Source organism: Mycolicibacterium anyangense, from assembly GCF_010731855.1.
GTDB lineage: Bacteria > Actinomycetota > Actinomycetes > Mycobacteriales > Mycobacteriaceae > Mycobacterium > Mycobacterium anyangense.
In genome coordinates this window covers 4214317-4236368 of record NZ_AP022620.1, presented here as the reverse complement: position 1 = coordinate 4236368, position 22052 = coordinate 4214317, and the positions used below count along the sequence as shown (strand labels likewise).

The window sequence follows — 22052 nt, the reverse complement described above, 5'->3', positions numbered from 1 at the left end:
CGATGACTCTGTCAACCGGCACGGCAATCACCACCGAGCAGGAGCAACTGGCCGACGCGGTCACCCAGTTCGCCGCCCGGCACTCACCCGTCGACAAGACCCGCGCCGCGTTCGATTCGATCGCGGCCGGTGAACTCCCCACCTGGTGGGAGGAGTTCGCCGCCAACGGTTTCCACGCGGTGCACCTCGCCGAGGAGGTCGGCGGCCAGGGCGGAACCCTGGCCGATATGGCCTGCGTCATCGAGGCCGCGGCCGCAGCGTTGCTGCCGGGTCCGCTGCTGAGTACCGCGACCGCCAGCGCGGTGGCCAGCCTCGCCGGTGCCGAGGCCGCCGCGCTGCTGGCCGAACTGGCCGAGGGCGCCACCGGCGCAGTGGTACTGCCCGAGCATTCGTCGGTGCACGCGGTGCGCGACGGCGACAGCTGGCGCCTCAACGGCTCCACCGCCTCGATCCTGGGAATCTGTGCCGCGCAGCGCATTCTTGTGGCCGCTCATGCCGGCGAGGGCGCCGAGCCCTGGTTCGTGCTGGACACCGGCACGGCCGCCGGGCTGAGCGTCGAGCAGCAACGCGGTACGGATCTGACCACCGATGTGGGCGTCCTGCATCTCACCGATCACCGCGTCACCGAAACCGCCGTGCTGTCCAGCATTCCCACCGAGCGGGCCCGCTGCGTCGTAGTGGCACTGGCGGCCAGCGCCGCCGCCGGGACGGTGCGGCGAAGCGTCGAGATGGCCGTGGAGTTCATCCGCACCCGCGAGCAGTTCGGCAAGCCCGTCGGATCCTTTCAGGCACTGCAGCATAAAGCCGCAGTGCTGCTGGTGAATTCGGAGATGGCATCGGCCGCGGCCTGGGACGCGGTGCGCGCCGTCGATGAGTCGCTGGAGCAGCACCGGCTGGCCGCCGCCTCGGCCGCGGTGATGGCGTTGGCCACCGGTGCTGACCTGACCCTCGACGCGCTGCTGATGTTCGGTGCCATCGGCTACACCTGGGAGCACGACGTCCACCTGTACTGGCGGCGCGCCACCAGCCTGGCGGCCGCACTGGGTCCCACCACGCACTGGGAACGTGATGCCGGCGAGCTGGCGCGGACGATCAAGCGCTCCACGGTAATTCATCTCGGCGATGTGGAATCGGAGTTCCGCGCCCGGGTCGCGGCGGTGCTCGACGAGGCGGCAGAACTGCGCAACGAGACGCCGACCGACGACCGCCGGGCGCCCGGACTCGCCTACGGCTCGCAGCGGGATCTGCTGGTCGAGGCCGGACTGGTGGCCCCGCACCTGCCGCCGCCCTGGGGTGTGGGAGCTTCACCGGTGCAGCAGGTGATCCTCACCGAGGAATTCGACAAGCGGCCGGACATCGTGCGACCGTCGCTGAACATCGCCGAGTGGATCCTGCCGACGATTCTCGAACGAGGCACCCGGGCGCAGCGTGAGCGATTCGCCGGACCGATGTTGCGGGGCACCGAACGCTGGTGCCAGCTGTTCAGCGAACCCGGTGCCGGGTCCGACCTGGCGGCGCTGAGCACCCGCGCCCAGAAAGTCGACGGCGGCTGGCTGATCAACGGCCACAAGATCTGGACGTCCTCGGCGCATGTCGCCCAGTACGGCGCACTGTTGGCGCGGACCGATCCCGACGCCCCCAAGCACCGCGGTATCAGCTACTTCCTGATCGACATGGCTTCGCCTGGCCTGCAGGTCTCGCCGATCCAGCAGGCCAGCGGGCACGCGGATTTCAACGAGTGCTTCTTCAGCGACGTCTTCGTTCCTGACGACATGCTGGTCGGTGAACCGGGTGAGGGCTGGGAACTGGCGATGGGAACGGTGGCCGTCGAGCGGACGGCGATCGGCAACTACGTCAACATCGACCGTTCGGCCGCACTGCGGCACCTAGCGGCCACGCCCGGCCCCGACCACGATGCCACGGTGCGCGCGCTCGGGCAGATCGAGGCCCACACCACCGCGATCAAGGCCATGGTGCTGCGTGAGACGCTGCGTCTGGTGGAAGGCCAGAACGCCGGGCCGGCATCCAGCATCGCCAAGTACGCGATGGTGCTGCTGCTGCGCCGCGCCGCCACCGCCATTCTGGGTCTGACCGGACGGTTGGCGATGCTGGAGCGCTCCGACCCGCCAGTCGTCGAACCCTATTTCGACATGCCCTCGGAGTTGATCGGCGGTGGCACCGCCGAGATCCAGCTGACCATCATCGCCTCGATGATTCTCGGGCTGCCCCGCAAGTAGACCGTCCGTCGCACGAAAAGGAGCCCCGCGATGACGACTCAACTCCCCTTCCAGTTCTTCGACTGCGACAACCACTATTACGAGGCGCAGGACGCGTTCACCCGCTACATCGAGCCCCAGTTCAAGAAGAGGGCCATCCAGTGGGCCCAACTCGACGGCAGGCAGCGCCTGATCGTCGGCGGCCGGGTCAACCGCTTCATCCCGAACCCGACGTTCGATCCGGTCGGCAAGCCGGGCGCCCTCGACGAATACTTCCGCGGCCGCAATCCCCGTGGCGCCGACCTCAATTCGCTGTTCGGTGAACTGGAACCGATCCGGCCCGAGTACCGCGACCGCGACGCCAGGCTGGCGGCGATGGACCAGCAGGGCATGCAGGGCTGCATCATGCTGCCCACCCTGGGTGTGGGTATGGAGCAGGCGCTGTTGCCGGACATCGACGCTGCCGTCGCCACCTTCAAGGCGTTCAACCGCTGGCTCGACGACGACTGGGGCTTCGCGTACCAGGAGCGGATCTTCACCGCGCCCTACATCACGATGTGCAAGCCCGACAACGCGGTTCGCGAACTCGAGTGGGCGCTGGAGCGCGACGCCCGGTTCATCGTGATGATCCCCGGTCCCATCACCACCGAGATCGGTATGCGACCGCCAGGCGATCCGATGTTCGACGAGTTCTGGCAGCTCGCCAACGATTCGGGCATCACGGTGTGCTACCACTCCGGCGAAACGTACTACTCGAAGTTCATGCCGGCCTGGGGTGAACCCGACTACATGATGTCGTTCCAGGCATTGCTCGGATTCCGAACCCTGTTCTCCGGCGACGCCATTCAGGACACCTTCGCCAATCACCTGCACAACGGCCTGTTCCTGCGGTTCCCGAATCTGCGGATGGCCTGCATCGAGAGTGGCTCGGCGTGGGTGTTCCACCTGTTCGAGAAGCTGACCAAGTCCTACGGGCAGATCCCCTTCATCTACCAGGAGGATCCGCGGGAGACCTTCAAGCGCCATGTGTGGGTGTCGCCGTTCTACGAGGACGAACTCGCCAGCCTGCTCAAACTGATCGGTGTCGAGCACATCCTGATGGGCTCGGACTACCCGCACGTCGAGGGCCTGGCCGAGCCCGCCGCCTACATCAAAGATCTGGAGAACTTCGACTACACCCCCGAGCAGTGCCGGAAAGTGATGCGCGACAACGGACTCGAACTGTCCGTGCGCCGACCGGTGTGAACGTCGCCAAGACCGCCCTGGTCGCGATGCTGTTGGAGGCCGGTGAGGAGAACGCCGCGGTCCTGCTGGCCCGCTCGTCGCTGCCCGACGAACTCGATACCAGCCGCGACCTCGGCACCCTGCTGACGTTCGGTCTGGATCGCGAACAACTCGACACGGTGGCCCGGCTGGCGGTCGGTGCCATCGAGGCCGATGACGTCAACTCCCGCCGGCGCCGTGACGAGCTGCAGAAGACGATCTCGCAGCGCTGGGCCGAGCTGGTGGACCGCTGGCAGGCCTAGCGCAGCCTCACGCGTTGCGGGCCTCGGCGTCGCGGTGCGGCACGATCTCGATACTGCCGGCCGTCAGCTGCTGGGCGCACTGGTCGCAGACCAGGCTCGGCACGAACTCCGCACCACAGCTGTGCACCTGCAGCAGCGCAGGGCCTTCCGGGGACAGATAGGTCGACTCGGCCCAGTCGATCGCGGTGGCGACCACCGGATAGAACGCCAACCCCTTGGGGGTGAGGTGGTATTCCGACCAGTCCGACCGGACGGGATGGGCGGCGGCCTGCAGCACCCCGATGGTGCAGAAGACCTTGAGGCGATCGGCGATCACCGCGGCCGGCGCATCCAGGCGGCTCTGGAAGTCGCCGAACCGTCGGGTGCCCAGCAGCGCGGCGCCGATGATGGCCGCGGCGTGGCGGTTTCCGAAGATCGCCATGGTCTGCGGGAAGAAGCTCGCCTGATCCGACGTGCCGGACCGCAGCCGCCTGCGGGTGACGGCTCGGGGCACCGAGCGCTGCCAGCCCCCGCTGGTCCCCCAGGTTGCCGTGATCGAGCCGACATCGGCGGCGGTGTCGCAGTCGGCGCAGTGCAGTTGCGGCGCGAAGTCCCGTCCACAGCGCCGGTGCCGCATTACCGGCAGGGTGCCGACATGCTCGCCGACCCAGGTGCGTTCCCAATGCCAGATCGACACCAGCACCGGCCACAGGCCGCGGCAGGCCGGGGTGGGAACGTAGCCGGCCCGCAGCGGCTGCTGCTGGTAGATCTGGCGCTCGAGCAGGCCGTCGACCACCAGGGTTTGCAGGCGTGCAGTCAGCACCGCATTGGAGATCGGCAATGTGGCGAAGTCGCTGAATCGTGTTGCCCCCAGCAGTGATTCGCGTACGATCAGCAGCGTCCACTCGTCACCCAGCAGGGCGAGCATCCGCCCGACGGCGTTGGTGCCGCCCGATTCGAGCTGGAACGGTGACGGCTCGCTCACTGCCGGAGTTCGGCGGCGGGAACCCAGGTGGAGTGGGTACCGCTGCAGATCCGCTCCGGCAGGCGCAGCTTGCAGACCGGCCCGTCGCTGAGCCGGGCGGCGTCGAACACCAGGCAGTAGGAGGCATCGTCGTTCATGTCGACGGTGAAGGTGACCAGGTATCCGTCGTCCTCACCGGTGGAGCCGACACGCGGCGCCATCGGCGTCTCACTGCCGAAGACACCCGGGCCGAAGGAGATTCGCTCCTCGGAGCCGGTCTTGAGGTCATGCTTGACCAGGCCGTCGAACAGGAACAATCCCGGCTCCCCCGTGGCCGCGTAGATGTAGCGGTAGTCCTTGGTCGCGATATCGGGATTGACCATGCCGAACTCGGTGAAGCCGTCGCTGAGTTGCTCTTCGGTGGCTTTGCCGGTGGTCGGGTTGAACCGCCAGCGATGCAGCCGGGACTCGAAGCCGTCCAGGGCCAGCCAGCGAAATGCGGCGTCCTCCAACGACGTCGCCCCCTTGGTCGACGGCGACGGGTTGTGCTGGAAGAACCCGTCGAGCACGATCTCGTCGCCGTCCTCGAAGGCATTGGTGAAGTGCAGGACGTAGGTGGGATCGGTCTCGAACCACATCACCTTCGACAGGTCCCCGCGGCGGGGCACCACGGCGAACCGCGACGGCATATCGCGGTAGAACCGCGGTAGATGCAGGCCGTGTTGCAACAGCTCTGGATCCCAGAACAGCGGGAAGTCGTTGAGGATCACGTAGTTTTCGGTGTAGGCCATGTCGTGCGGCATGCGCGGGCCGGGCAGCTCCACGTCCGTCAGATGCATCAGGTTGCCGTCTTTGTCCACCGCGCCGTAACGCAGGTAGGGCGCTTCCTTGCTGTAGCTGAAGAACAGCAGCTCGCCGGTGACCGGGTCGGCCTTGGGGTGCGCGGAGACGCCCCAGTCGGGAATCGCACCGTTCCAGGTCTGCTTGCCGAGCGTATCGGCGGTTCGGGGATCGACCCGATACAGGTCGCCACACATGAAGAAACTCGTCAGGGCCTCGCCGCGGTGCACCACCACATCGGTGCTCGACGCGTCCTTCATCCGGGTACGTGCGCCCCAGCCGGTGGTGGCGACGGCGTCGCCCGGCGACTCGATGAAGCCCGCCCACAACGACTTGCCTGCCTCGTTGTCCGCCAGGAAGCCGTCGGTGCGGACGAACTTGTTGTGGTAGGTCGCCTTGCCGTTGGCGAAGGCGATGCTGTGGATCATGCCGTCACCGTCGAACGGGTGGTAATGACTGATCGGCGGGTGCAGCGGGTTCTCGGTGTTGCGCAGGTACACGCCCTCGAGGTCGTCGGGCACCGCGCCTGCCACGACCTCGACATCCTCGACGCGCCACTCGTTGCGCTGCGGACGCCACGGACCGGTGCGGTAGGGGTGGTCGTCATCGGCCGGCAGGGTCGAGGCGAACGTGGTCAGCAGTTCGGCGCGCATGCCGTCACGCTATGTTTAGCAGAGTCACTCTGTCAATTGAATCTTACGAGCGTGCGCTTGCTGCTCGCGTACGCGGCGTGTCACCGCGCAGACGCGCACGCTCGCGGGGCTGGCGGTGGGCTCGGAGCAACTAGCGGGCCAGATCCCACTGCCCGAAGTCCGGTGCGAGGACGTCGTCGACGTCGACGTGCACGCCGTCGATCACCGCACCGGGGTCGGTCGCGGTGACGACCTCCCGCTGGAACAGCACCGCCGCCGGCTCGCGCTGCCCCGCCGACCACGCCCGGGTCTGCCACGCCCAGCGAAAGCCAGGGCTGCTGGACTGGCCCACGACGCCGTCGGCAATCGCCCATCCGCACTGGTCCCGGCCGCCGTAGATTCCGGTGCGCGCGACACCGAGGACGGAGTTGATGCCCTGAAACCACTTGATGCCGAGGCTCTTCCACGTCCCGGCATCGATCGGCTCGTCGACACTGAAGAATATCGGCGCCGAGTCCGGCCCGCCCGCTGCGGCGTGCAGCCGTAACGCCGTCTGCGCGTCGGCCACGCCACCGTCATAACCCCGGGTGAAGTCCGACGGCGAATTCACCCAGCCCGGCTTGCCGAACTGATAGCAGCTGACCACCTGCAGACCCAGTGCCCGCAGCCCTTCGGCGAACTCACGGGTGACCGGCTTGAAATCGAAGGTGGCTCCGGGCCGCAACTCCGAGACGTACACCAGCGCGCCGCCGAACCCGGCGGCCTTGATCTGTTCGGGGGTGACCAGTCGTTCGGCGAAGTCGATGAGCTGGATGCCCTCGGCGTTGGCCCGCGGCATGGCGCTCCCGGCAGCCACGGTCGCGGCACCGGCCAACGCCAGTTTGAAGGCGTCACGCCGCGCGATCGACAGACTCACAGCTAGGAACCTGCCGTGATCAGTGACGGGTCCCCCACCCCGATGGTGATGCGCGGGTCGGCGGCCGGGTCCAGCCAGCCCAGGATCGAGCGCATCTCGTCGCGGCCGATGGCCACGCACCCCCAGGTGGGGTTGCCGTCGGTGACGTGCAGGAAGATGCCGGCCACCTTGCCCGGGATGCGCTGCGGGTTGGATGCGATGTTCACCGCGTAGTCGTAGACCGGCCCTGAGTCATACAGGTTCTCCGCGATCCCCGACGGCTTGGCCGCGCTGCGCACATGGGTGTTGTACGTCGGCGATTTGGCGTCCTCGTCCCACCAATCATCTTGGGCGGCTTGGAAATACGGCAACTTGGTACCGGGGTCGGGTAGGCGACCGAAAGCCTGATCGAACCCGAAGGTTCCCTCCGGGGTGCGGTAGACACCGTCGGCCGGTGCACCGACCCCCAGCTCACCGACCTTGGCCGGCGTCGGTCCGAGCACGACCTTCCATTCCGAGCCCACTCGCTGGTAGGCGGTCAGGGTGCCGGTCGTCGCGCTGGCCTTGGGCACCCCGACCACGATCCATTGGGCGGGCTGGTCAGCTGCCGCGGGCGGGGCCAACGGCACACTGAGGGCCGCAAGTCCCACCGCCGCGCCGAGCGCCGCAAGTCTTCTGGAAAGTCTCACAGTGGGCCTATGGTATCCGGCAGATGAACCCCGGCCGCAGCCTGAAAGAGCTTCGTTACCAGAGGGTTATTCGATAGTCTCCGGCGAATGTGAGGAGAGGAGGGGGACGTGGATCCACTCCTGTTCTCCTGCCTCGTGCTGGTCGGCATCGTGCTGGCAACCGCGTTGGGGTTCCGGCTGCATCGGGTCCGGTTGTTCGCGGCCCCCGACGAACAGTCCCAATCCTCGATGCGGATCGCCCTGGGGCTCACCTCGACGCTGACTGCGGTCGTGCTCGGCCTGGTCGCCGCGTCCGCCATGAACGACTACGAGCGGTCCAACGCGATGATCTCCGGCCTGGCGATCGACGCCCTGACCCTGGACAACATCCTGGTCAGCTATGGGCCCGACGCCGCGCCGATCCGCCAGCAGGTCAGAGAAGGCTTGCAGCGCAGGGTGGAGACCATCGAGTCACCGGACAAGTACGACGCATCCGATGCCCGGACGATGGCCGGGGAGCGAGGTGCCGGCGGCGGGGTGGAATCGATCTACGCCTCGATCGTGGCACTCAAACCCGGCACCGAGCTGCAGGAGAACCTGCGCAACCGAGCGCTGGACATGGTGGGCGGGGACGTCGCTTTCGGGGAGGGCAACATCGCCCAGAAGCGCTGGTTGTTCTCGGTCCGACCGGCGACGCTGCCCACCGTGTTCCTGGTGGTCGTCGTCCTCTGGATGCTCTTGGAGTTCTTCACCTTTGGGCTACTCTCGCCTCGGTCGCCTGCTGTCTACATCTCCATCGCTGCCGCAGCCATCGTGATGACCACCGCCATTTTCCTGATCATGGAACTCGACAACCCGCTCGGCGGGCATTTCCAGGTGTCGGTCGAGCCACTGCAGCGGGCCATAGCGCTGATCGGCCGCTGAGGGCTAGCGATCAAGCCGAGCCGCTCACACCGTCTGCCAGACTCGGGGCATGCACCTGATCGACGTCGATGACATCCGGGCCGCTGCCGGGCTGATCCGTGGTTCGGTGGTGCGGACGCCGTTGTTGGCGGCACTGTGGGGTGACCCCGATCGGCCACTGTGGATCAAACCGGAAAGCCTCCAGCCGATCGGGGCGTTCAAGGTGCGCGGGGCGTTCAACGCCATCGGCCGCCTGGGGGCTGCCGCCAAAAGCCATGGGGTGGTGACCTATTCCAGTGGCAACCACGCCCAGGCGGTGGCGTACGCGTCGGCGTTGTCGGGGATCACTGCCCACATCGTGATGCCGGAGGAAACGCCGGCCATCAAGGTGGACGCGACCCGCCGCCTGGGTGCCCAGGTGGTGTTGTGCGCCCCGGGCCAACGGGAGACGGTGGCCGAGGAGTTGGTGGCGACCACCGGAGGAGTGCTGATCCCACCGTTCGACCACCCGGATGTGATCGCCGGCCAGGGGACGGTGGGATTGGAGATCGCCGAGGACCTACCGGACGTGGCCAATGTCCTGGTGCCGGTCAGCGGCGGCGGGCTGGCCTCCGGTGTCGGGACGGCGATCAAGGCATTGTGCCCGGCCGCCAGGGTGTTCGGGGTCGAGCCGCAGCTGGCCGCCGACACCGCCGAAGGCATGCGGCTGGGGCACCGGGTGGACTGGTCGATCGAGGATCGCAACCGCACACTGGCCGACGGGTTGCGATCGCAGCCCTCGGAACTCACGTTCGCGCATCTGCAGCGGGTGCTCGACGACGCGCTCACCGTGACCGAGGAGCAGATCCTCGACGCGGTGGCCGAACTGGCCCACCGGGCACATCTGGTCGCCGAACCCAGCGGCGCGGTGGCGCTGGCCGCCTACCGCAACGTCACGCTGCCGCCCGGGCCCACCGTGGTGGTGCTGTCGGGGGGCAATATCGAGCCGACGCTGCTGGCGGCGGCGTTGTCGCGCTAGATCCCGGCGTTGCGGGCGAGGTTGATCGCGTACTGATTGATGAAGCGTCCGGCGCCGGGTTCGCCGCGGCCGCAGGAACCGTCGGACTCCCCGGGGCGCTTGACCCACAGGAACGCGTCGATGTGGCCGTTACCGGTGTCGGTCGTCGGACGGACGCCAAGTGCGCGCCCGCTCGGGTTGCACCAATACATCGAGTCGCCCTCGACGGGACCGGCGCCGTTACGCGAGGTGTCGATGACGTAGTGCGCGCCGCCGGTCTGAGCCGAGATGGCGTCGCCGTAACCGATCTCCTCGCCGGTGGTGAAGAAGTTGGCGGTGTTGAGGCTGAAGCCGCGGGTCTTTCCCACGCCGACCTGGTTGAGACGGGCGGCCATCTCGTCGGCGTTGACCCAGCGCGAGTGGCCGGCGTCGACGTAGACGGCGGTGGCCGGGTTGGCGGTGAGGGTGTCGACGGCGTAGCGGATCAGATCGAACCGTTCCTGGCGCGCACTGCCGGACAGGCAGTCGGCCATGGCCAGGGCGTCGGGTTCGAGGATGATCGCGGCCGGCCCCGAGCCGATCGCCGCGGCGACGCTGTTGATCCAGCCCCGGTAGGCGTCGGCCGAACCGAACCCGCCGGCGGCGAAGTTGCCACAGTCGCGATTCGGGATGCCGTAGAGCGCGAGCAGTGGCATGGCGCCAGCAGCCTGGGCGGTGCTGATGTACTTGGCGTCGACCGACGGCGTGGACAGCTGGTCCATCCAGTAGGCCTGCGGGGTGTTGGCGATGTAGGCCAGTTCCGGGTTCGACGGGTCAGCGTTGGACGCTCGCATGGCCGCCGAGTTGGGGTTGACGTACAGCGGCAGGCCGGCCAGCGGGTTGGCCTCGTCGGCCAGCAGGGCCCACGACCGATCCCCGACGTGCGGCGGACCGGCGACCACGGCGGTGAAGACCACGGCCGTGGCCATGAGAAGCGGGACGATCCATCGCGCGACTGCACCGGCAGCTGAGGACATCACGCCATGGAACGTAACGGGGTCCGTCAATATGCGCCAATTCGGGTCGCGCCGGACGACACACACCCGAGTACCACCGGACCCACCCGTCACACTGGCCACCGGAGCGCCGGCGCGACCGGCGAAGGTACGGTCAGTTCTGACTAGAAATGTAGGCTCTCCGCCATGAGTGGGGCAGCAGGGCATCGACCAAATGCCCGGCGCCGAGCCGACAGTAACGCGACCATTCTGCAGGCGGCGGTCCAAGCTCTCGTCGAACACGGATACAGCGGCGCATCGACGATCATGGTCCAGGAGCTCGCCGGAGTATCGCGCGGCCGGCTTCTGCACTACTTCCCCTCGCGTGATGCCCTGCTCGTCGCCGCCGCGCAGCACGTGGCTCGCGTTCGGATCGAGGAGATGGAGCGCGGCTTCGATACCGTGCCCACGGAGTCGGCCGGTGGCGTCGACCGGATCGACCAGGCAGTGGATCTGCTCTGGAGCACGTTCCGCCAGCCCTATTTCTGGGCCGCGATGGAGCTGTGGATGGCGGCCCGCACCACCGAGAGCCTGCGCGACGAACTGGTCGACAACGAGCGCCGCCTCGGTCGGACCATCGAGCATGTGATCGCCACGATGTTCGGCCCCGTCCACAGCAGCCACCCCGATTTCGCCGACGTCCGCGAACTGTTGTTCACCAGCATGCGCGGGGTCGCTCTCACCTACGCGCTCGATCGCCGCGATCCGGGCTCCGATCCCCACCTGGAACTCTGGCGCACGCTGGCCCGCCGGGCGCTCACAGCCGGTACCAGATAGCAGTCAGTACTGACTGTTATTGTTCGGTCATGACAGCCCCCGCCCTTCCGCCCCGTACCCAGGACCGGATGACGCATGACCTCTGGCTTCCCGACGAGATCGTGGAACTGCGCACCGAGGCCAGGGCCGCGGTCGAGAAGGCCGTCCTGCCTCATGCCCGCGACATCGGGCACCGGCGCGAGTCGGTCGACAGCTTTCCCTGGACCGCGTTCCGCGGCCTGGCCGACCAGGGCATGTTCGCCGTGCCCTTCGGCGCCGACTACGGCCGCGGGCTGCAACACCCGATGCTCGGCACCTGCACGGTGGCCGAAGAGATCGCCTACCACTCGTCCTCACTGGCCGGCGTTTACGACGGTCAGTGCATCCTGGTGCCGCAGACGCTGCAGTTCGCGACCGAGGAACTGCGTGCCCGGCTGATCCCGGAACTGGTCAGCGGGCGGGTCGCGTTCTCCTTCGCCACCACCGAGCCGGAGACCAGTTCGGATTTGACGGCGCAGCGGCTTCAGACCGTCGCCGAGGAGACCGCCGACGGATTCGTGGTCAACGGCCGCAAACGCTGGATCACCAATAGTGTTGTCGCCGGATGGGTTTCGGTGCTGGTGCGGGCAGGAGCCGACAGTGACCGCGCCACGATGCTACTGGTGGATCTGTCGTCGCCCGGCGTGCGGATCGGCACACCGGACATCAAGATGGGGCACCGCGGCCAGATCACCGCCGACATCATCTTCTCCGACGTGCACGTCCCGCGCGCCAACCTGCTGGGCAGCGTGGGCGGTGGCATGTCCGTAGCGTTGTCCGCCCTGGTCCGGGGCCGCATCGGTATCGGCGCCGCCGGCGTCGGGGTCGCCCAGGCGGCCCTCGACCTCGCGGTCCATCGGCTGCGGACCCGGCAGGTTTTCGGCGGCCCACTCGGCGCCATGCAGCACTGGCAGTTCGTCATGGCGCAGCGGGCCACCGAGATCGAGTGTGCACGCACCCTCTATCAGAAGGCGGCCACCCTGATCGACCGCGGTGACCGCAGTGCCGAACCCGAGGCTGCGATGGCCAAGGCATACGGCACCAAGCTGGCCAACGACCTTGTTCGCGAGGCCATTCAGATCCACGGCGCACTCGGCTTCGCCCAGCAGGTCGGCGAGACAGGCGAATCGGTCCGGCTCGAGGAGATGTACCGGGACGCCAAGATCCTCGAGATCTTCGAGGGCGCCAATGAACTGCAGCAGTGGATCATCGCCCGCCAGCTCATCGGCCGCGACGTCACGGGCTAGGGACCTCGAGCGGGCACCCCGCCACTGCGGTCCGATATCCCTTCAGGGATACGAACACTCCCCCTTCGGCCTCTGACCTCGGCTCATTGCGGCTGATTGCATGGTGATCACCATCACGTCGAGCAGCAGGAGTGGTCTGAGCCATGGGTTTCTTCGCCGATCAAGCAGAGATAGACGAATACATCGGCGGGGTGTTCCGCGACGCCGGTGATCATCCGGAATCGGGGCCGAAGCTCAAGGCGGCCAACATCGTGATGCGGGTGATCTATACCGACCCCGATTGCGAGATGACGATCGCCCTGCGACCGGACTATCAGGTGATCGCCGGCCCGACCGACCTCAAGCCCGATGTGACCCTGCTGATGCGCGGCGACACCGGCGATCAGTTCTGGCGGGGTGACTACAACCTCGCGATCGGTCTGGCCAAGGGGCAGGTGAAGGCCAAGGGCCCGGTCAACAAGATTCTCAAGCTGGTTCCGCTGACCAAGCCGATGTTCCCGATGTACCGGGAACGAGTGGCCAAGAAGGACGCCACGATCAATGGCTGACGCGATGAGGGCGGTCGTTCTGCGGGCGCCGCACACCGTCGAGGTCGCCGAGGTCCCGATCCCGCGGATCACCGAACCCGGCGACATCCTGCTCAAGGTCGAACACACCGCGATCTGCGGAACGGACCTGCACCCTTATGAAGGCCGCCTGGAAGTCGAAGCGGACATCGTGCTCGGCCACGAGTTCCTGGGCACCGTGGTCGCCGCGGGTGAGGCGGTGAGCCAATTCGCCGAAGGCGATCGGGTCGTCAGCTCGTGTGTGATCAGTTGCGGTTCCTGTTATCAATGCCGACGCCACCAGCCCGGGAACTGCGCCGGCTCGCGGATCTTCGGTCTGGGCCTGGCACTCGGTGATCTGGCCGGCGGCCAGGCAGAGTATGTCGTCGTCCCCCACGCCGACCTCAATGCCCGCAGGATTCCCGAGCTCGGGTCGGCCGAGGACACCCGGTTCGCCGAGGACATCCTGTTCGCCGGCGACATCATGACCACCGGCTACGAGGCGGTCGCCCGGTCCATGCGCCCCGGTGACACCGTCGCCGTGATCGGCGCCGGACCGGTGGGCCTGTGTGCCGCTATGGCCGCCCATGCTCTGGGCGCGGGCCAGGTGATCGTCGTCGACAAGGTCGCCGCCCGGCTCAAGGAGGCCGAGAACCTCGGCGCTATCGCCGTCAACGCCGACGAGACCACACCGGCGGACGCCGTGCTGGACCTGACCGAATGGCGGGGTGCCGACGTCGTGGTCGACGCGGTCGGCCACGAATCGGCGCTGCTGTCGGCGATCACCCTGGTGCGGGCCGGCGGAACGCTGTCGATTCCCGGTGTCTACACCGAGGACGCCATCACGATGCCGTTCGGCGAGCTGTACCTCAAGGGCGTCACGGTCGAGATGGGCGTCTCCCACATCACCGAGTACATCGACGAGGTGCTGGCACTGACGGCGGCCCGCAAGCTGACCCCGAGCTCGATCATCTCGCACCGGATGGGCCTGTCCGACGCTGCCGAGGCCTATCGCATGTTCGCGGACCGGGAAGCCACCAAGATCGTGCTGAGCCCGGAGAACTGAGATGACAACTGTTGAGGTGAAACACTATTCGATGCGGATCGGCGGTGCCGACATCGACTCCGCAGATCGCATGCCGATCGTCGACCCGAGCACCGGTGATGTCATCGCCACTGTCGCGCGCGGTGACTCGAGCCATATCGATGCCGCTGTCGCTGCCGCCAAGGCCAGCTTCGAGGCCGGTGTGTGGCGGTCGAAGACACCGCAGGAACGGGCGGCGATCATGCGGCGAATCGCCGCTGCAGCCAACGATGTGGCGGAAGACCTGGTCGAGCTGGAACTGAGCGCCAACGGGGCTACGGTGCGGCAGGCCACCGGATTCCACATCGGATATGCGTTGGCGCACTTCACCTATTTCGCTGACCTCGCCGAGACCTACCACTGGCAGCGGCCCGCCCCGATCTCGAATTTTCCCGCGCTCGGACAGGCGGTCGTGCACCGCGAACCGATCGGTGTGGTGGGGGCGATCGCACCGTGGAACTTCCCGCTGCTGCTCACCTTGTGGAAGGTGGGTCCGGCGCTCGCGGCGGGCAACAGCGTGGTGGTCAAGCCGGATGAGCACACCCCATTGTCGATCCTCGCGTTCGCCCGGATCGCGGAGGAGAACGGCTTGCCGCCCGGGGTAATCAACGTGGTACCGGGCGACGGACCCGACGCCGGCGCCAGATTGGCCAGCCATCCCGACGTCGGCAAGATCGCCTTCACCGGATCCACCGCAGTGGGCCGGGAGATCATGCGACTGGCAGCCGACACCGTCAAGCAGGTCACCCTCGAACTCGGCGGCAAGGGCCCCTCGATCGTGCTCGACGACGCCGACCTCGACCACGCTGCCGACGGGGTGTTGTACGGCTGCTTCGTCTACTCGGGACAGGTGTGCGAATCCGGAACGCGCGCTTTGATTCCCGCTCATCTGCACGACGAGTTCGTCGAGCGGTTGGTCACCCGTGCCGCGACGATCCAGCAAGGGCCCACCCGGGACTGGGAAACCGATATGGGCCCGGTGATCGACGGGCGGCAACAGGCCCGGATCTTGCACTACATCCGGGAGGCGGTTGCCCACGGGGCACAGGTAGCGCTGGGCGGCCAGGCGCTGGACGAGCCCGGATTCTGGGTGCAGCCAACGATCCTGACCGGCGTGACCAACACCATGCGAATTGCCCGCGAGGAGGTCTTCGGTCCGGTGCTGGTGGTCATTGCCTACGACGGCGACGACGCCGCGGCTTCGATCGCCAACGACTCGGAATATGGTCTGGCAGCCAGCATCTGGAGTTCGGACAACGCCCGAGCGCTCGACCTCGCCGAGCGCATCCAGTGCGGGAGTGTCTGGATCAACGACGCCCACCAGATCAACTGCCAGGTGCCCTTCGGGGGATACAAGCAGAGCGGCGTGGGCCGCGAGCTCGGACCTGATGCACTCGACGCCTACACCGAAGTGAAGACGGTCCATCTGGACCTGTCCGGTGATCGTGGGGCAAAGCCCTACGACATCCTGCTCACCCACGCCGATTAGCCCTGGAGACAACCGATGACGACAGCCGAAGGCGAACTGTTCGCCGCCGATCTCGATTGGGACGACGACGATTCCGTCGACGTGCCGCCTACCAACGAGGTGGCCGGAACGCGCCCGTACGACCCGATCAACGTCAGCAGCGACGCGTTCTGGTCCATCGATCTTCCCGACCGGGAACCGATCTTCGCCGAGCTGCGCCGCGACCGGCCGGTGAGCTGGCAGCCGCCGATCGAGACGGCCGTCTCACCGGATCCCGACGATCCGGGTTACTGGGCGGTGGTGCGGCACGCCGACATCGTCGAGATCAGCCAGAACAACGACGTTTTCGTGTCGCGCTACGGTGTCATGTTCGACATGCTGCCGCCGGTGTTCCTGGAGATGGCCATGTCGTTCCTGGCCATGGACAACCCCCAGCATCACAAGATCCGCCGACTGGTGAGTTCGGTGTTCACACCGCGCCAGGTCCGGCGCATCGAGGGCGACATCGCCTCGCGTTCGCAGCGCATCGTGGCCGCCGCGGTGGCCAAGGCTCGAGACGGTGAACCCGTCGACTTCGTCGCCGACCTCGCCCGGCACCTGCCCACCGAGATGTTCGGTGACATGTTCGGCTTCCCCGAGGAGATGCGGGCCGCGGTGGTGCATGCCGCCGACGAGACGCAGGCCTGGGCTGATCCGGTGCTGCTGGCCGGCCGCGACCCGGCCGAGGTCCAGGTCGAGGCGGCGCTGCGTATCCACGACATGACCGAGGGCCTCATCGAGTTGCGCCGGGAGAAACCGGAGGACGATCTCCTCAGCGCCCTGGTGCACGCCGAAGTCGACGGGGAACGTCTGTCGGAGTTCGAGATCGGCGCCACCATGGTGTTGTTCTCGGTGGCCGCCAACGACACCACACGCCACACGACCAGCCTCGCCGCCAAGGCGCTCAACGACTTTCCCGATCAGCGACAGTGGCTGTGGGAGGACTTCGACGGCCGGATCGGTGTCGCGGTCGAAGAGTTCCTGCGCTGGGGCTCGGTGGTGCAGAACTTCCGCCGTACCTGTGTCACCCCGTACGAGCTGGGCGGCCAGCAGATTCTCCCCGGCGACAAGGTCGTGATGATGTACGCCTCGGGCAATCGAGATGAAGCGGTGTTCGACGAGCCCAACCGCTTCAACCTCGACCGGCGGCCCAATCCGCATATGGCCTTCGGTGGGGGTGGCATCCACTTCTGCCTCGGCAGCCAGCTCGCCAAGGTGATGCTGCGCTCGGTGTTCCGCGAGATCCGCTCACAGATGCCCGACTTCACCACCGGCGAACCGGAACTGGTCCGCACCAACTTCATTCGTGGTGTTCTCAGCATGCCCTTCGATCCGGGGCCGCTGCGGTGAGCCGCTGCCGAGTGACCATCGATCCGCAGCGGTGCTCGGGCATCGGGCTCTGCGAGGCCGCCAAACCCGACTTGTTCGAGGTCGGGGACGACGGCCACGCCCGGCTGATCCGCGCCGTCGCGGGCACCGACGCGCTCACAGAGCTCGAAGACGTTGCCGCGCAATGCCCGACGCAGTCGGTCTCCGTGCAGCTGATCGACTGAGTATCAGTTCCGATCGGACTGGTACAGCAGCGACACCGCCTCGACCCTGTTCTCGGCGCCGAGCTTACGCAGGATCCTCTTGACGTGCTGTTTGACGGTCCCCTCGGCGATGAACAGCTTGGCGGCGATCGCCGAGTTGGTTCGGCCCTGGGCCATGTGCTCGAGTATCTGGGTCTCCCGCGCGGTCAGCGCGTCTCGCACCCCGCGGACCGCCGAGCGGGCCGCGCGGGCCGAGACCGCACCGTCGGACCGCTGGTCGCCGCTATTATCGAGGGTGAACTCCTGGGGCGCCGAGGTGGTTTCACGGCAATCGTCGACGGCCGACTGCATCATCGCACTCAGTGTCCCGAGCTGGTCGACGGCACGCGCCCTGCTGAAGGCGAACGCCACACCCTTGGCATAGCACGCCAACAGATCACAGTCGCTGTCGTCGGTGTCTCGGCCCTGGCGGTAGCGGTCGCCATGCAGCAACGCGACTACCCGGCCGCCGGCCAGCACGGGAGCCGCGACATAGGAGGTCGATCGCGAGGCGTCGGCGATCGGCCGGTGCACCCGCGAGTCGTGCTGGACGTCGCGCACCATCCTGGCTTCGCGACGCCGGACGATCTCGGTCTCGTGCAGACCCGGCACGAGCGGCTGCGGCTGCTCCTGGCCCGCCCGGTTGATTTCGGCGGCCCACTGCGGATCGTCCGGTACGCAGACCGACTGCGATACCCACAGGCCGTCGACGATCCGCGAGAAGATCGCCCGGTCGAAACCCAGCTCCGGGACCAGGCGCGGCGCCAGCTCCATCAGTTCCGGGATGTGGCATGGCGCGGACTCCAGCTGGTCGAGCACCGCGCCGAGACGCCGCGAGGTCTCGCGCGACCGGAGCAGGGCGGCGTCGCTGCGCGCCAGGTCCCGCATCGCCGCCAGGATCGCCGCGGCTGCCGGCTTCTCGGCCAGGGCATCAGCGAGGGTGGCCCAGCCGTCCTCCATGACTGCCCGGGCGTCGGCCGGACCAGGCTGCCAGGTGGGATCGTCGGGCTCGACGATGCTGCGCAATGCATCGAGCAAGTGCGCCAACCGCTCGCCTGCATCGATGTGATCCACCACACAAGAGTAGATGCCGTCCGCCGAACGGACGAGTGTTTGCCGTGGCAGCTCAGGTATGGGCATCGGCTCTGCCGGCTGTCCCCGCAGGTTAGGGTGCACTGGTCGGCATCCCCAGCAGCCCGACCGGAAAGTTGAGCACATCCATGACTGCACCAGCAGAGACATCTGCACTGGCGGCCCGGGTCGGCCACTACTACCAGATGGCCGGTACCTACCTGGTCGGCCGCGAGAAGCTGCGCGAATACGCGCGGGCCGTGCAGGACTACAACCCCGCGCACTGGGACGTCGCCGCTGCCGCGGAACTGGGCTATTCGGATGTCATCGCACCGCTGACGTTCACCTCGGCACCGGGCATGCAATGCAACCGCAGGATGTTCGAAGAGATCGTCGTCGGCTACGACACCTATCTCCAGACCGAAGAGGTCTTCGAGCAGCACCGCCCGATCGTCGCCGGCGATGAACTGCACATCGACGTCGAGCTGACCGACGTGCGCCGGACTGCGGGCCGGGACTTCATCACCGTCACCAACACCTTCACCGATGCGGCCGGCGAGCGGGTGCACACCCTGCACACCACCGTCGTCGGCGTCACCGGCGAGGACATCGATGCCGGGGTCAAGGAAGCCGTGCAGAAGGCCATGATGCACGACATGAACATCCTCGACATCCCGGGAGCCGACGCCGCGTACGAGAAGGAAATGCGCCCCGCGGGCGAGATCCGGATCTCCGACGGCGGGCTGACTCGCACCCCGGGTACCCCGTCCTTCGATTCGTTGAAGGTCGGTGACGAACTTCCGGTGCATCACACCCGGCTCTCGCGCGGCGACCTGGTCAACTATGCCGGGGTTGCCGGTGACGCCAACCCGATCCACTGGGACGAGGACATCGCCAAGCTGGCCGGCCTGCCCGACGTCATCGCCCACGGCATGCTGACCATGGGGCTGGGTGCCGGCTTCGCGTCGTCGTGGACCGGCGATCCCGGGGCGGTGACCCGCTATGCGGTGCGGCTGTCGCAACCGGCCATCGTGTCGGCCAAGGAAGGTGCCGACATCGAGTTCAGCGGCAAGATCAAGTCGCTGGATCCGGCGACCCGCAGCGGTGTGCTCCTGGTGGCCGCCAAGTCCGACGGCAAGAAGATCTTCGGACTGGCAACGCTGAACGTCCGCTTCAGCTGACGTTTGCGCGTCAGCCGCGCGGCCACACGATCATCGGGACCGGCAGCGCACGCATGATCTTGCTGGCCGAGTGACCGAGGAACAGCCGCTTGGGCTGGGCCAGCCGGCTGGACCCGACCAGAACCACCTCGCTGTCCTCGAAGTCCAGTTCGAGCACCGCGTCCTCAAGCGAATGTCCATGGCCGACAACGCTTGTCACCGACTCTGCGGGTAGCGTTTCGGTGGCCTTCTCGACCAGTCCGGCGGCATGCTGGCGGGCCAGCTCCGACCACTCCTGACGGCGTTCCTCGCTGCCGCCCTCACCCACGGCGATCAGCGACATCAGGCGCAACGGCACCTTCCATTCAGCCGCCAGACGGACCGCGTTGTCGAACAGGCTCTCGTTGCCGGGCCGCATCCCGATGGCACAGGTGATGCGGGTAATGCGTTGCTGCGGCTCGTATTCCGCCGGTGCCAGCGCGACCGGCACCTCGGAGGCGTGCAGCAGGGCATCGGCCAGGCTTCCCAGCCCGAACCGGCCGCGCACCCGGTGGTAGGTGCCGACCACGATCAGAGCTGCCTCGCCCTGATCGGGATCGGTCGCCGCGTCGAGCAGACCTTCGGCGATGGAGTCAGCCCTGCGCAGATGTGCCTCGGCCTGCACACCGGACGGGACGTGAGCCAGACCGTCCTCGAGCCACTCCCGGCCCTGCTCCTCGACTTCGGCGTTGAACGCCTGATCCGGTGAGTACCGGTGGAAGGTCGGGGCGTCACTGGGCAAAACCGAGACCAGATCCAGTGTGGCACCTGAGGACCGGGCCAGGGATGCCGCGAGATTGACGCCGTCCACACCACGTTGGCGAGGGCCATAACCGACGACGTACCGCATACTTCGTGACGCTAACACGCATAATCAACCGTGGTGTGCGACTGCGAGAAGGTTCGGCTCCGATAACGTGCGTCGCCAAAGCACACCAGCGCAGCCGACGTTGTGATAGGCCACAACGTAGGGATTCCGACGAGATGATGGCGGGGCGAAGATGAGTCAGGTTGCCTCCGGGGCGAAGGGCACCACGACGCTGGCACGCACGCTCGGGTTGTGGGCGATCGTTGGGCTGGGTCTGGGTTACATGACCCCGACGGTCGTGTTCGACACCTTCGGCATCGTCTCGACGGAGACGGGCAACGTGGTGCCGACCGCGTACCTGCTGGCCTTGGTGGTCATGATGTTCACCGCCATCAGCTACGGCCGGATGACCCAGATCTTCCCCTCGGCCGGGTCGGCCTACACCTACACCTCCGAGACCATCAGTCCCAACCTCGGCTTCCTGATCGGCTGGGCGGCACTGCTGGACTACCTGCTGCTGCCCTTGGTCAACGCGCTCATCATCCGCAGCTATCTGTACTCGTTCTTCCCCGAGGCGCCGGCCTGGATCTGGGTGGTGGTCTACGTCGCGGTCATCACCGGGATGTGCCTGTTCAGCATGACCAACACCTCGCGGGTGAACATGATCCTGGTGGTGTTCGAAGTCGTCCTCATCGGGGTGTTCCTGGTGCTGGCCGCGAAATCACTGATCGACGGTATGGGCAACGGCACGCTGTTCTCCACACAGCCGCTGTGGCACGAGGGGGTGCACCTGAATCTGGTGATCACGGGTGCGACGATCGTGGCCTTCTCGTTCATCGGCTTCGACGCAATCACGATGTACACCGAGGAAGCCAAGGACGCCTCCATCGTCCCGAAGGCGATCCTGCTGGCCCTGCTGATCGGTGGCGCAATCTTCTTCGTATCGGCCTTCTTCACCCAGTCGTTGTTCCCGGACGTCTCGAACTTCAGCCAGGAATCCCTGGAGAACAGCGCCCTGCCCGAGATCGCCTTCAATGTCGGCGGGCACCTGTTCAAGATCCTGCTGACCTCGGCGGCCTTCGCGGCCACGGTGGCCTCCAGCCTCGCCTCCCACGCGTCGGTGTCACGGCTGCTCTACGTCATGGGCCGCAACGGGCGCGGACCGATCGGGCGCTTCTTCGGCTACCTACACCCGAGCTTCCAAACCCCGGCCTACGCCATCGTCTTCGTCGGCCTGGTGTCCTTGCTGGCGATCGCGTTCACCCTGGACTTCGTGGCGTCGTTGATCAACTTCGGCGCGCTGGTGGCTTTCACCTTCGTCAATCTCACGGTGATCGTCTACTTCGCCTACCGCCGCAAGGAGTTCCGCGGCGGCAAGCAGATCCTGCGCAACATCGTGCTGCCTGCCATCGGCGTGGCACTCACCGTCGTTCTGTGGCTGTATCTGTCGGCCGATTCCACCCGCTACGGCCTGATCTGGTTCGGCATCGGGATCGTCGTGCTGCTGTGGCTGACCCGCTTGTTCCGCCGGCCGCTGACGATCAACATGGGCGACCCGGAGGACTGAACCG

General features: G+C 67.0%; 21 protein-coding genes. 14 read left to right on the top strand and 7 right to left on the bottom strand.

Features of this window, described 5'->3' with window-relative positions; genetic code table 11:
- Positions 1-2: 2 nt before the first annotated feature.
- The 3 genes from G6N35_RS20090 to G6N35_RS20080 are packed head-to-tail and all read left to right on the top strand — an operon-like array spanning position 3 to position 3742.
- Complete coding sequence (locus tag G6N35_RS20090) at positions 3-2237, top strand: acyl-CoA dehydrogenase family protein (protein WP_163805829.1); 2235 nt, start codon at positions 3-5, stop codon at positions 2235-2237.
- 30 nt (positions 2238-2267) lie between these two features.
- Positions 2268-3461 (top strand): amidohydrolase family protein, encoded by a 1194-nt coding sequence (locus G6N35_RS20085; protein WP_163805828.1) that lies wholly within the window; start codon positions 2268-2270, stop codon positions 3459-3461.
- Complete coding sequence (locus G6N35_RS20080; RefSeq protein WP_163805827.1) at positions 3458-3742, top strand: hypothetical protein; 285 nt, start codon at positions 3458-3460, stop codon at positions 3740-3742. Before G6N35_RS20085 ends, G6N35_RS20080 begins: the two co-directional genes overlap by 4 nt.
- Positions 3743-3749: 7 nt before the next feature.
- On the opposite strand, the gene G6N35_RS20075 is transcribed toward G6N35_RS20080, so the two are convergent.
- From G6N35_RS20075 to G6N35_RS20060, 4 genes are all read right to left on the bottom strand, one after another.
- Entirely contained in the window at positions 3750-4649 is a 900-nt protein-coding gene (locus G6N35_RS20075) for a winged helix-turn-helix transcriptional regulator (protein ID WP_163807809.1), read from the bottom strand.
- Positions 4650-4702: 53 nt separating this feature from the next.
- The gene (locus tag G6N35_RS20070; protein ID WP_163805826.1) at positions 4703-6178 is read right to left on the bottom strand and encodes a carotenoid oxygenase family protein; all 1476 of its coding nucleotides are present in this window, start codon (positions 6176-6178) and stop codon (positions 4703-4705) included.
- A gap of 130 nt (positions 6179-6308) precedes the next feature.
- Positions 6309-6995: a DUF1906 domain-containing protein gene (locus G6N35_RS20065; protein ID WP_246224657.1), complete on the bottom strand. Its 687-nt coding sequence runs from the start codon at positions 6993-6995 to the stop codon at positions 6309-6311.
- Positions 6996-7075: 80 nt separating this feature from the next.
- Positions 7076-7741: a L,D-transpeptidase family protein gene (locus G6N35_RS20060; RefSeq protein ID WP_163805824.1), complete on the bottom strand. Its 666-nt coding sequence runs from the start codon at positions 7739-7741 to the stop codon at positions 7076-7078.
- Positions 7742-7849: 108 nt separating this feature from the next.
- On the opposite strand from G6N35_RS20060, the gene G6N35_RS20055 reads away from it, so the two are divergent.
- Positions 7850-8644, top strand: coding sequence for a bestrophin-like domain (locus G6N35_RS20055; protein ID WP_163805823.1), 795 nt, complete (start codon positions 7850-7852; stop codon positions 8642-8644).
- A gap of 49 nt (positions 8645-8693) precedes the next feature.
- A complete protein-coding gene (locus G6N35_RS20050; protein ID WP_163805822.1) occupies positions 8694-9641 on the top strand; it encodes a threonine ammonia-lyase in 948 nt (315 codons plus the stop codon).
- Here G6N35_RS20050 and G6N35_RS20045 read toward each other — a convergent pair.
- Positions 9638-10636, bottom strand: a complete 999-nt coding sequence (locus tag G6N35_RS20045) for a glycoside hydrolase family 6 protein (protein WP_163805821.1) — start codon at positions 10634-10636, stop codon at positions 9638-9640. The two genes, G6N35_RS20050 and G6N35_RS20045, sit on opposite strands and share 4 nt — an antisense overlap.
- 165 nt (positions 10637-10801) lie before the next feature.
- On the opposite strand from G6N35_RS20045, the gene G6N35_RS20040 reads away from it, so the two are divergent.
- The 7 genes from G6N35_RS20040 (at position 10802) to G6N35_RS20010 (ending at position 17385) form a co-directional block, all read left to right on the top strand.
- Positions 10802-11431, top strand: coding sequence for a TetR/AcrR family transcriptional regulator (locus tag G6N35_RS20040; protein ID WP_163805820.1), 630 nt, complete (start codon positions 10802-10804; stop codon positions 11429-11431).
- A gap of 29 nt (positions 11432-11460) precedes the next feature.
- Positions 11461-12696, top strand: a complete 1236-nt coding sequence (locus G6N35_RS20035; protein WP_170313139.1) for an acyl-CoA dehydrogenase family protein — start codon at positions 11461-11463, stop codon at positions 12694-12696.
- A 143-nt stretch (positions 12697-12839) separates the two neighbouring features.
- Positions 12840-13244, top strand: a complete 405-nt coding sequence (locus G6N35_RS20030) for a hypothetical protein (protein WP_163805819.1) — start codon at positions 12840-12842, stop codon at positions 13242-13244.
- Entirely contained in the window at positions 13237-14307 is a 1071-nt protein-coding gene (locus G6N35_RS20025) for an alcohol dehydrogenase catalytic domain-containing protein (RefSeq protein WP_163805818.1), read from the top strand. The genes G6N35_RS20030 and G6N35_RS20025 overlap by 8 nt, the downstream gene beginning before the upstream one ends.
- 1 nt (position 14308) lies before the next feature.
- Positions 14309-15814 (top strand): aldehyde dehydrogenase family protein, encoded by a 1506-nt coding sequence (locus G6N35_RS20020; RefSeq protein WP_163805817.1) that lies wholly within the window; start codon positions 14309-14311, stop codon positions 15812-15814.
- Positions 15815-15829: 15 nt separating this feature from the next.
- Entirely contained in the window at positions 15830-17182 is a 1353-nt protein-coding gene (locus tag G6N35_RS20015; protein ID WP_163805816.1) for a cytochrome P450, read from the top strand.
- Positions 17183-17193: 11 nt separating this feature from the next.
- Positions 17194-17385: a ferredoxin gene (locus G6N35_RS20010; RefSeq protein WP_163805815.1), complete on the top strand. Its 192-nt coding sequence runs from the start codon at positions 17194-17196 to the stop codon at positions 17383-17385.
- A gap of 3 nt (positions 17386-17388) precedes the next feature.
- Here the strand turns inward: G6N35_RS20010 and G6N35_RS20005 are convergent, their stop codons facing one another.
- A complete protein-coding gene (locus tag G6N35_RS20005; protein ID WP_163805814.1) occupies positions 17389-18477 on the bottom strand; it encodes a LuxR C-terminal-related transcriptional regulator in 1089 nt (362 codons plus the stop codon).
- Positions 18478-18623: 146 nt separating this feature from the next.
- Between G6N35_RS20005 and G6N35_RS20000 the strand changes: the two genes are divergently transcribed.
- On the top strand, positions 18624-19655 hold the full coding sequence (locus tag G6N35_RS20000; RefSeq protein ID WP_163805813.1) for a fused (3R)-hydroxyacyl-ACP dehydratase subunits HadA/HadB: 1032 nt from the start codon (positions 18624-18626) through the stop codon (positions 19653-19655).
- Positions 19656-19665: 10 nt separating this feature from the next.
- Here G6N35_RS20000 and G6N35_RS19995 read toward each other — a convergent pair whose 3' ends face one another.
- A complete protein-coding gene (locus G6N35_RS19995) occupies positions 19666-20523 on the bottom strand; it encodes a universal stress protein (protein ID WP_163805812.1) in 858 nt (285 codons plus the stop codon).
- Positions 20524-20674: 151 nt separating this feature from the next.
- Between G6N35_RS19995 and G6N35_RS19990 the strand changes: the two genes are divergently transcribed.
- Positions 20675-22048, top strand: coding sequence for an APC family permease (locus tag G6N35_RS19990; RefSeq protein ID WP_163805811.1), 1374 nt, complete (start codon positions 20675-20677; stop codon positions 22046-22048).
- Positions 22049-22052: the final 4 nt, after the last annotated feature.

What these genes read in the sequence shown, in the direction of transcription:
- G6N35_RS20090 (WP_163805829.1), top strand. Translation starts at nt 3, where the DNA reads ATGACTCTGTCAACCGGCACGGCAATCACCACCGAGCAGGAGCAACTG.
- G6N35_RS20085 (WP_163805828.1), top strand. Translation starts at nt 2,268, where the DNA reads ATGACGACTCAACTCCCCTTCCAGTTCTTCGACTGCGACAACCACTAT.
- G6N35_RS20075 (WP_163807809.1), bottom strand. Translation starts at nt 4,649, where the DNA reads ATGCTCGCCCTGCTGGGTGACGAGTGGACGCTGCTGATCGTACGCGAA.
- G6N35_RS20070 (WP_163805826.1), bottom strand. Translation starts at nt 6,178, where the DNA reads ATGCGCGCCGAACTGCTGACCACGTTCGCCTCGACCCTGCCGGCCGAT.
- G6N35_RS20065 (WP_246224657.1), bottom strand. Translation starts at nt 6,995, where the DNA reads ATGCCGCGGGCCAACGCCGAGGGCATCCAGCTCATCGACTTCGCCGAA.
- G6N35_RS20050 (WP_163805822.1), top strand. Translation starts at nt 8,694, where the DNA reads ATGCACCTGATCGACGTCGATGACATCCGGGCCGCTGCCGGGCTGATC.
- G6N35_RS20045 (WP_163805821.1), bottom strand. Translation starts at nt 10,636, where the DNA reads ATGTCCTCAGCTGCCGGTGCAGTCGCGCGATGGATCGTCCCGCTTCTC.
- G6N35_RS20040 (WP_163805820.1), top strand. Translation starts at nt 10,802, where the DNA reads ATGAGTGGGGCAGCAGGGCATCGACCAAATGCCCGGCGCCGAGCCGAC.
- G6N35_RS20035 (WP_170313139.1), top strand. Translation starts at nt 11,461, where the DNA reads ATGACAGCCCCCGCCCTTCCGCCCCGTACCCAGGACCGGATGACGCAT.
- G6N35_RS20030 (WP_163805819.1), top strand. Translation starts at nt 12,840, where the DNA reads ATGGGTTTCTTCGCCGATCAAGCAGAGATAGACGAATACATCGGCGGG.
- G6N35_RS20025 (WP_163805818.1), top strand. Translation starts at nt 13,237, where the DNA reads ATGGCTGACGCGATGAGGGCGGTCGTTCTGCGGGCGCCGCACACCGTC.
- G6N35_RS20020 (WP_163805817.1), top strand. Translation starts at nt 14,309, where the DNA reads ATGACAACTGTTGAGGTGAAACACTATTCGATGCGGATCGGCGGTGCC.
- G6N35_RS20015 (WP_163805816.1), top strand. Translation starts at nt 15,830, where the DNA reads ATGACGACAGCCGAAGGCGAACTGTTCGCCGCCGATCTCGATTGGGAC.
- G6N35_RS20000 (WP_163805813.1), top strand. Translation starts at nt 18,624, where the DNA reads ATGACTGCACCAGCAGAGACATCTGCACTGGCGGCCCGGGTCGGCCAC.
- G6N35_RS19995 (WP_163805812.1), bottom strand. Translation starts at nt 20,523, where the DNA reads ATGCGGTACGTCGTCGGTTATGGCCCTCGCCAACGTGGTGTGGACGGC.
- G6N35_RS19990 (WP_163805811.1), top strand. Translation starts at nt 20,675, where the DNA reads ATGAGTCAGGTTGCCTCCGGGGCGAAGGGCACCACGACGCTGGCACGC.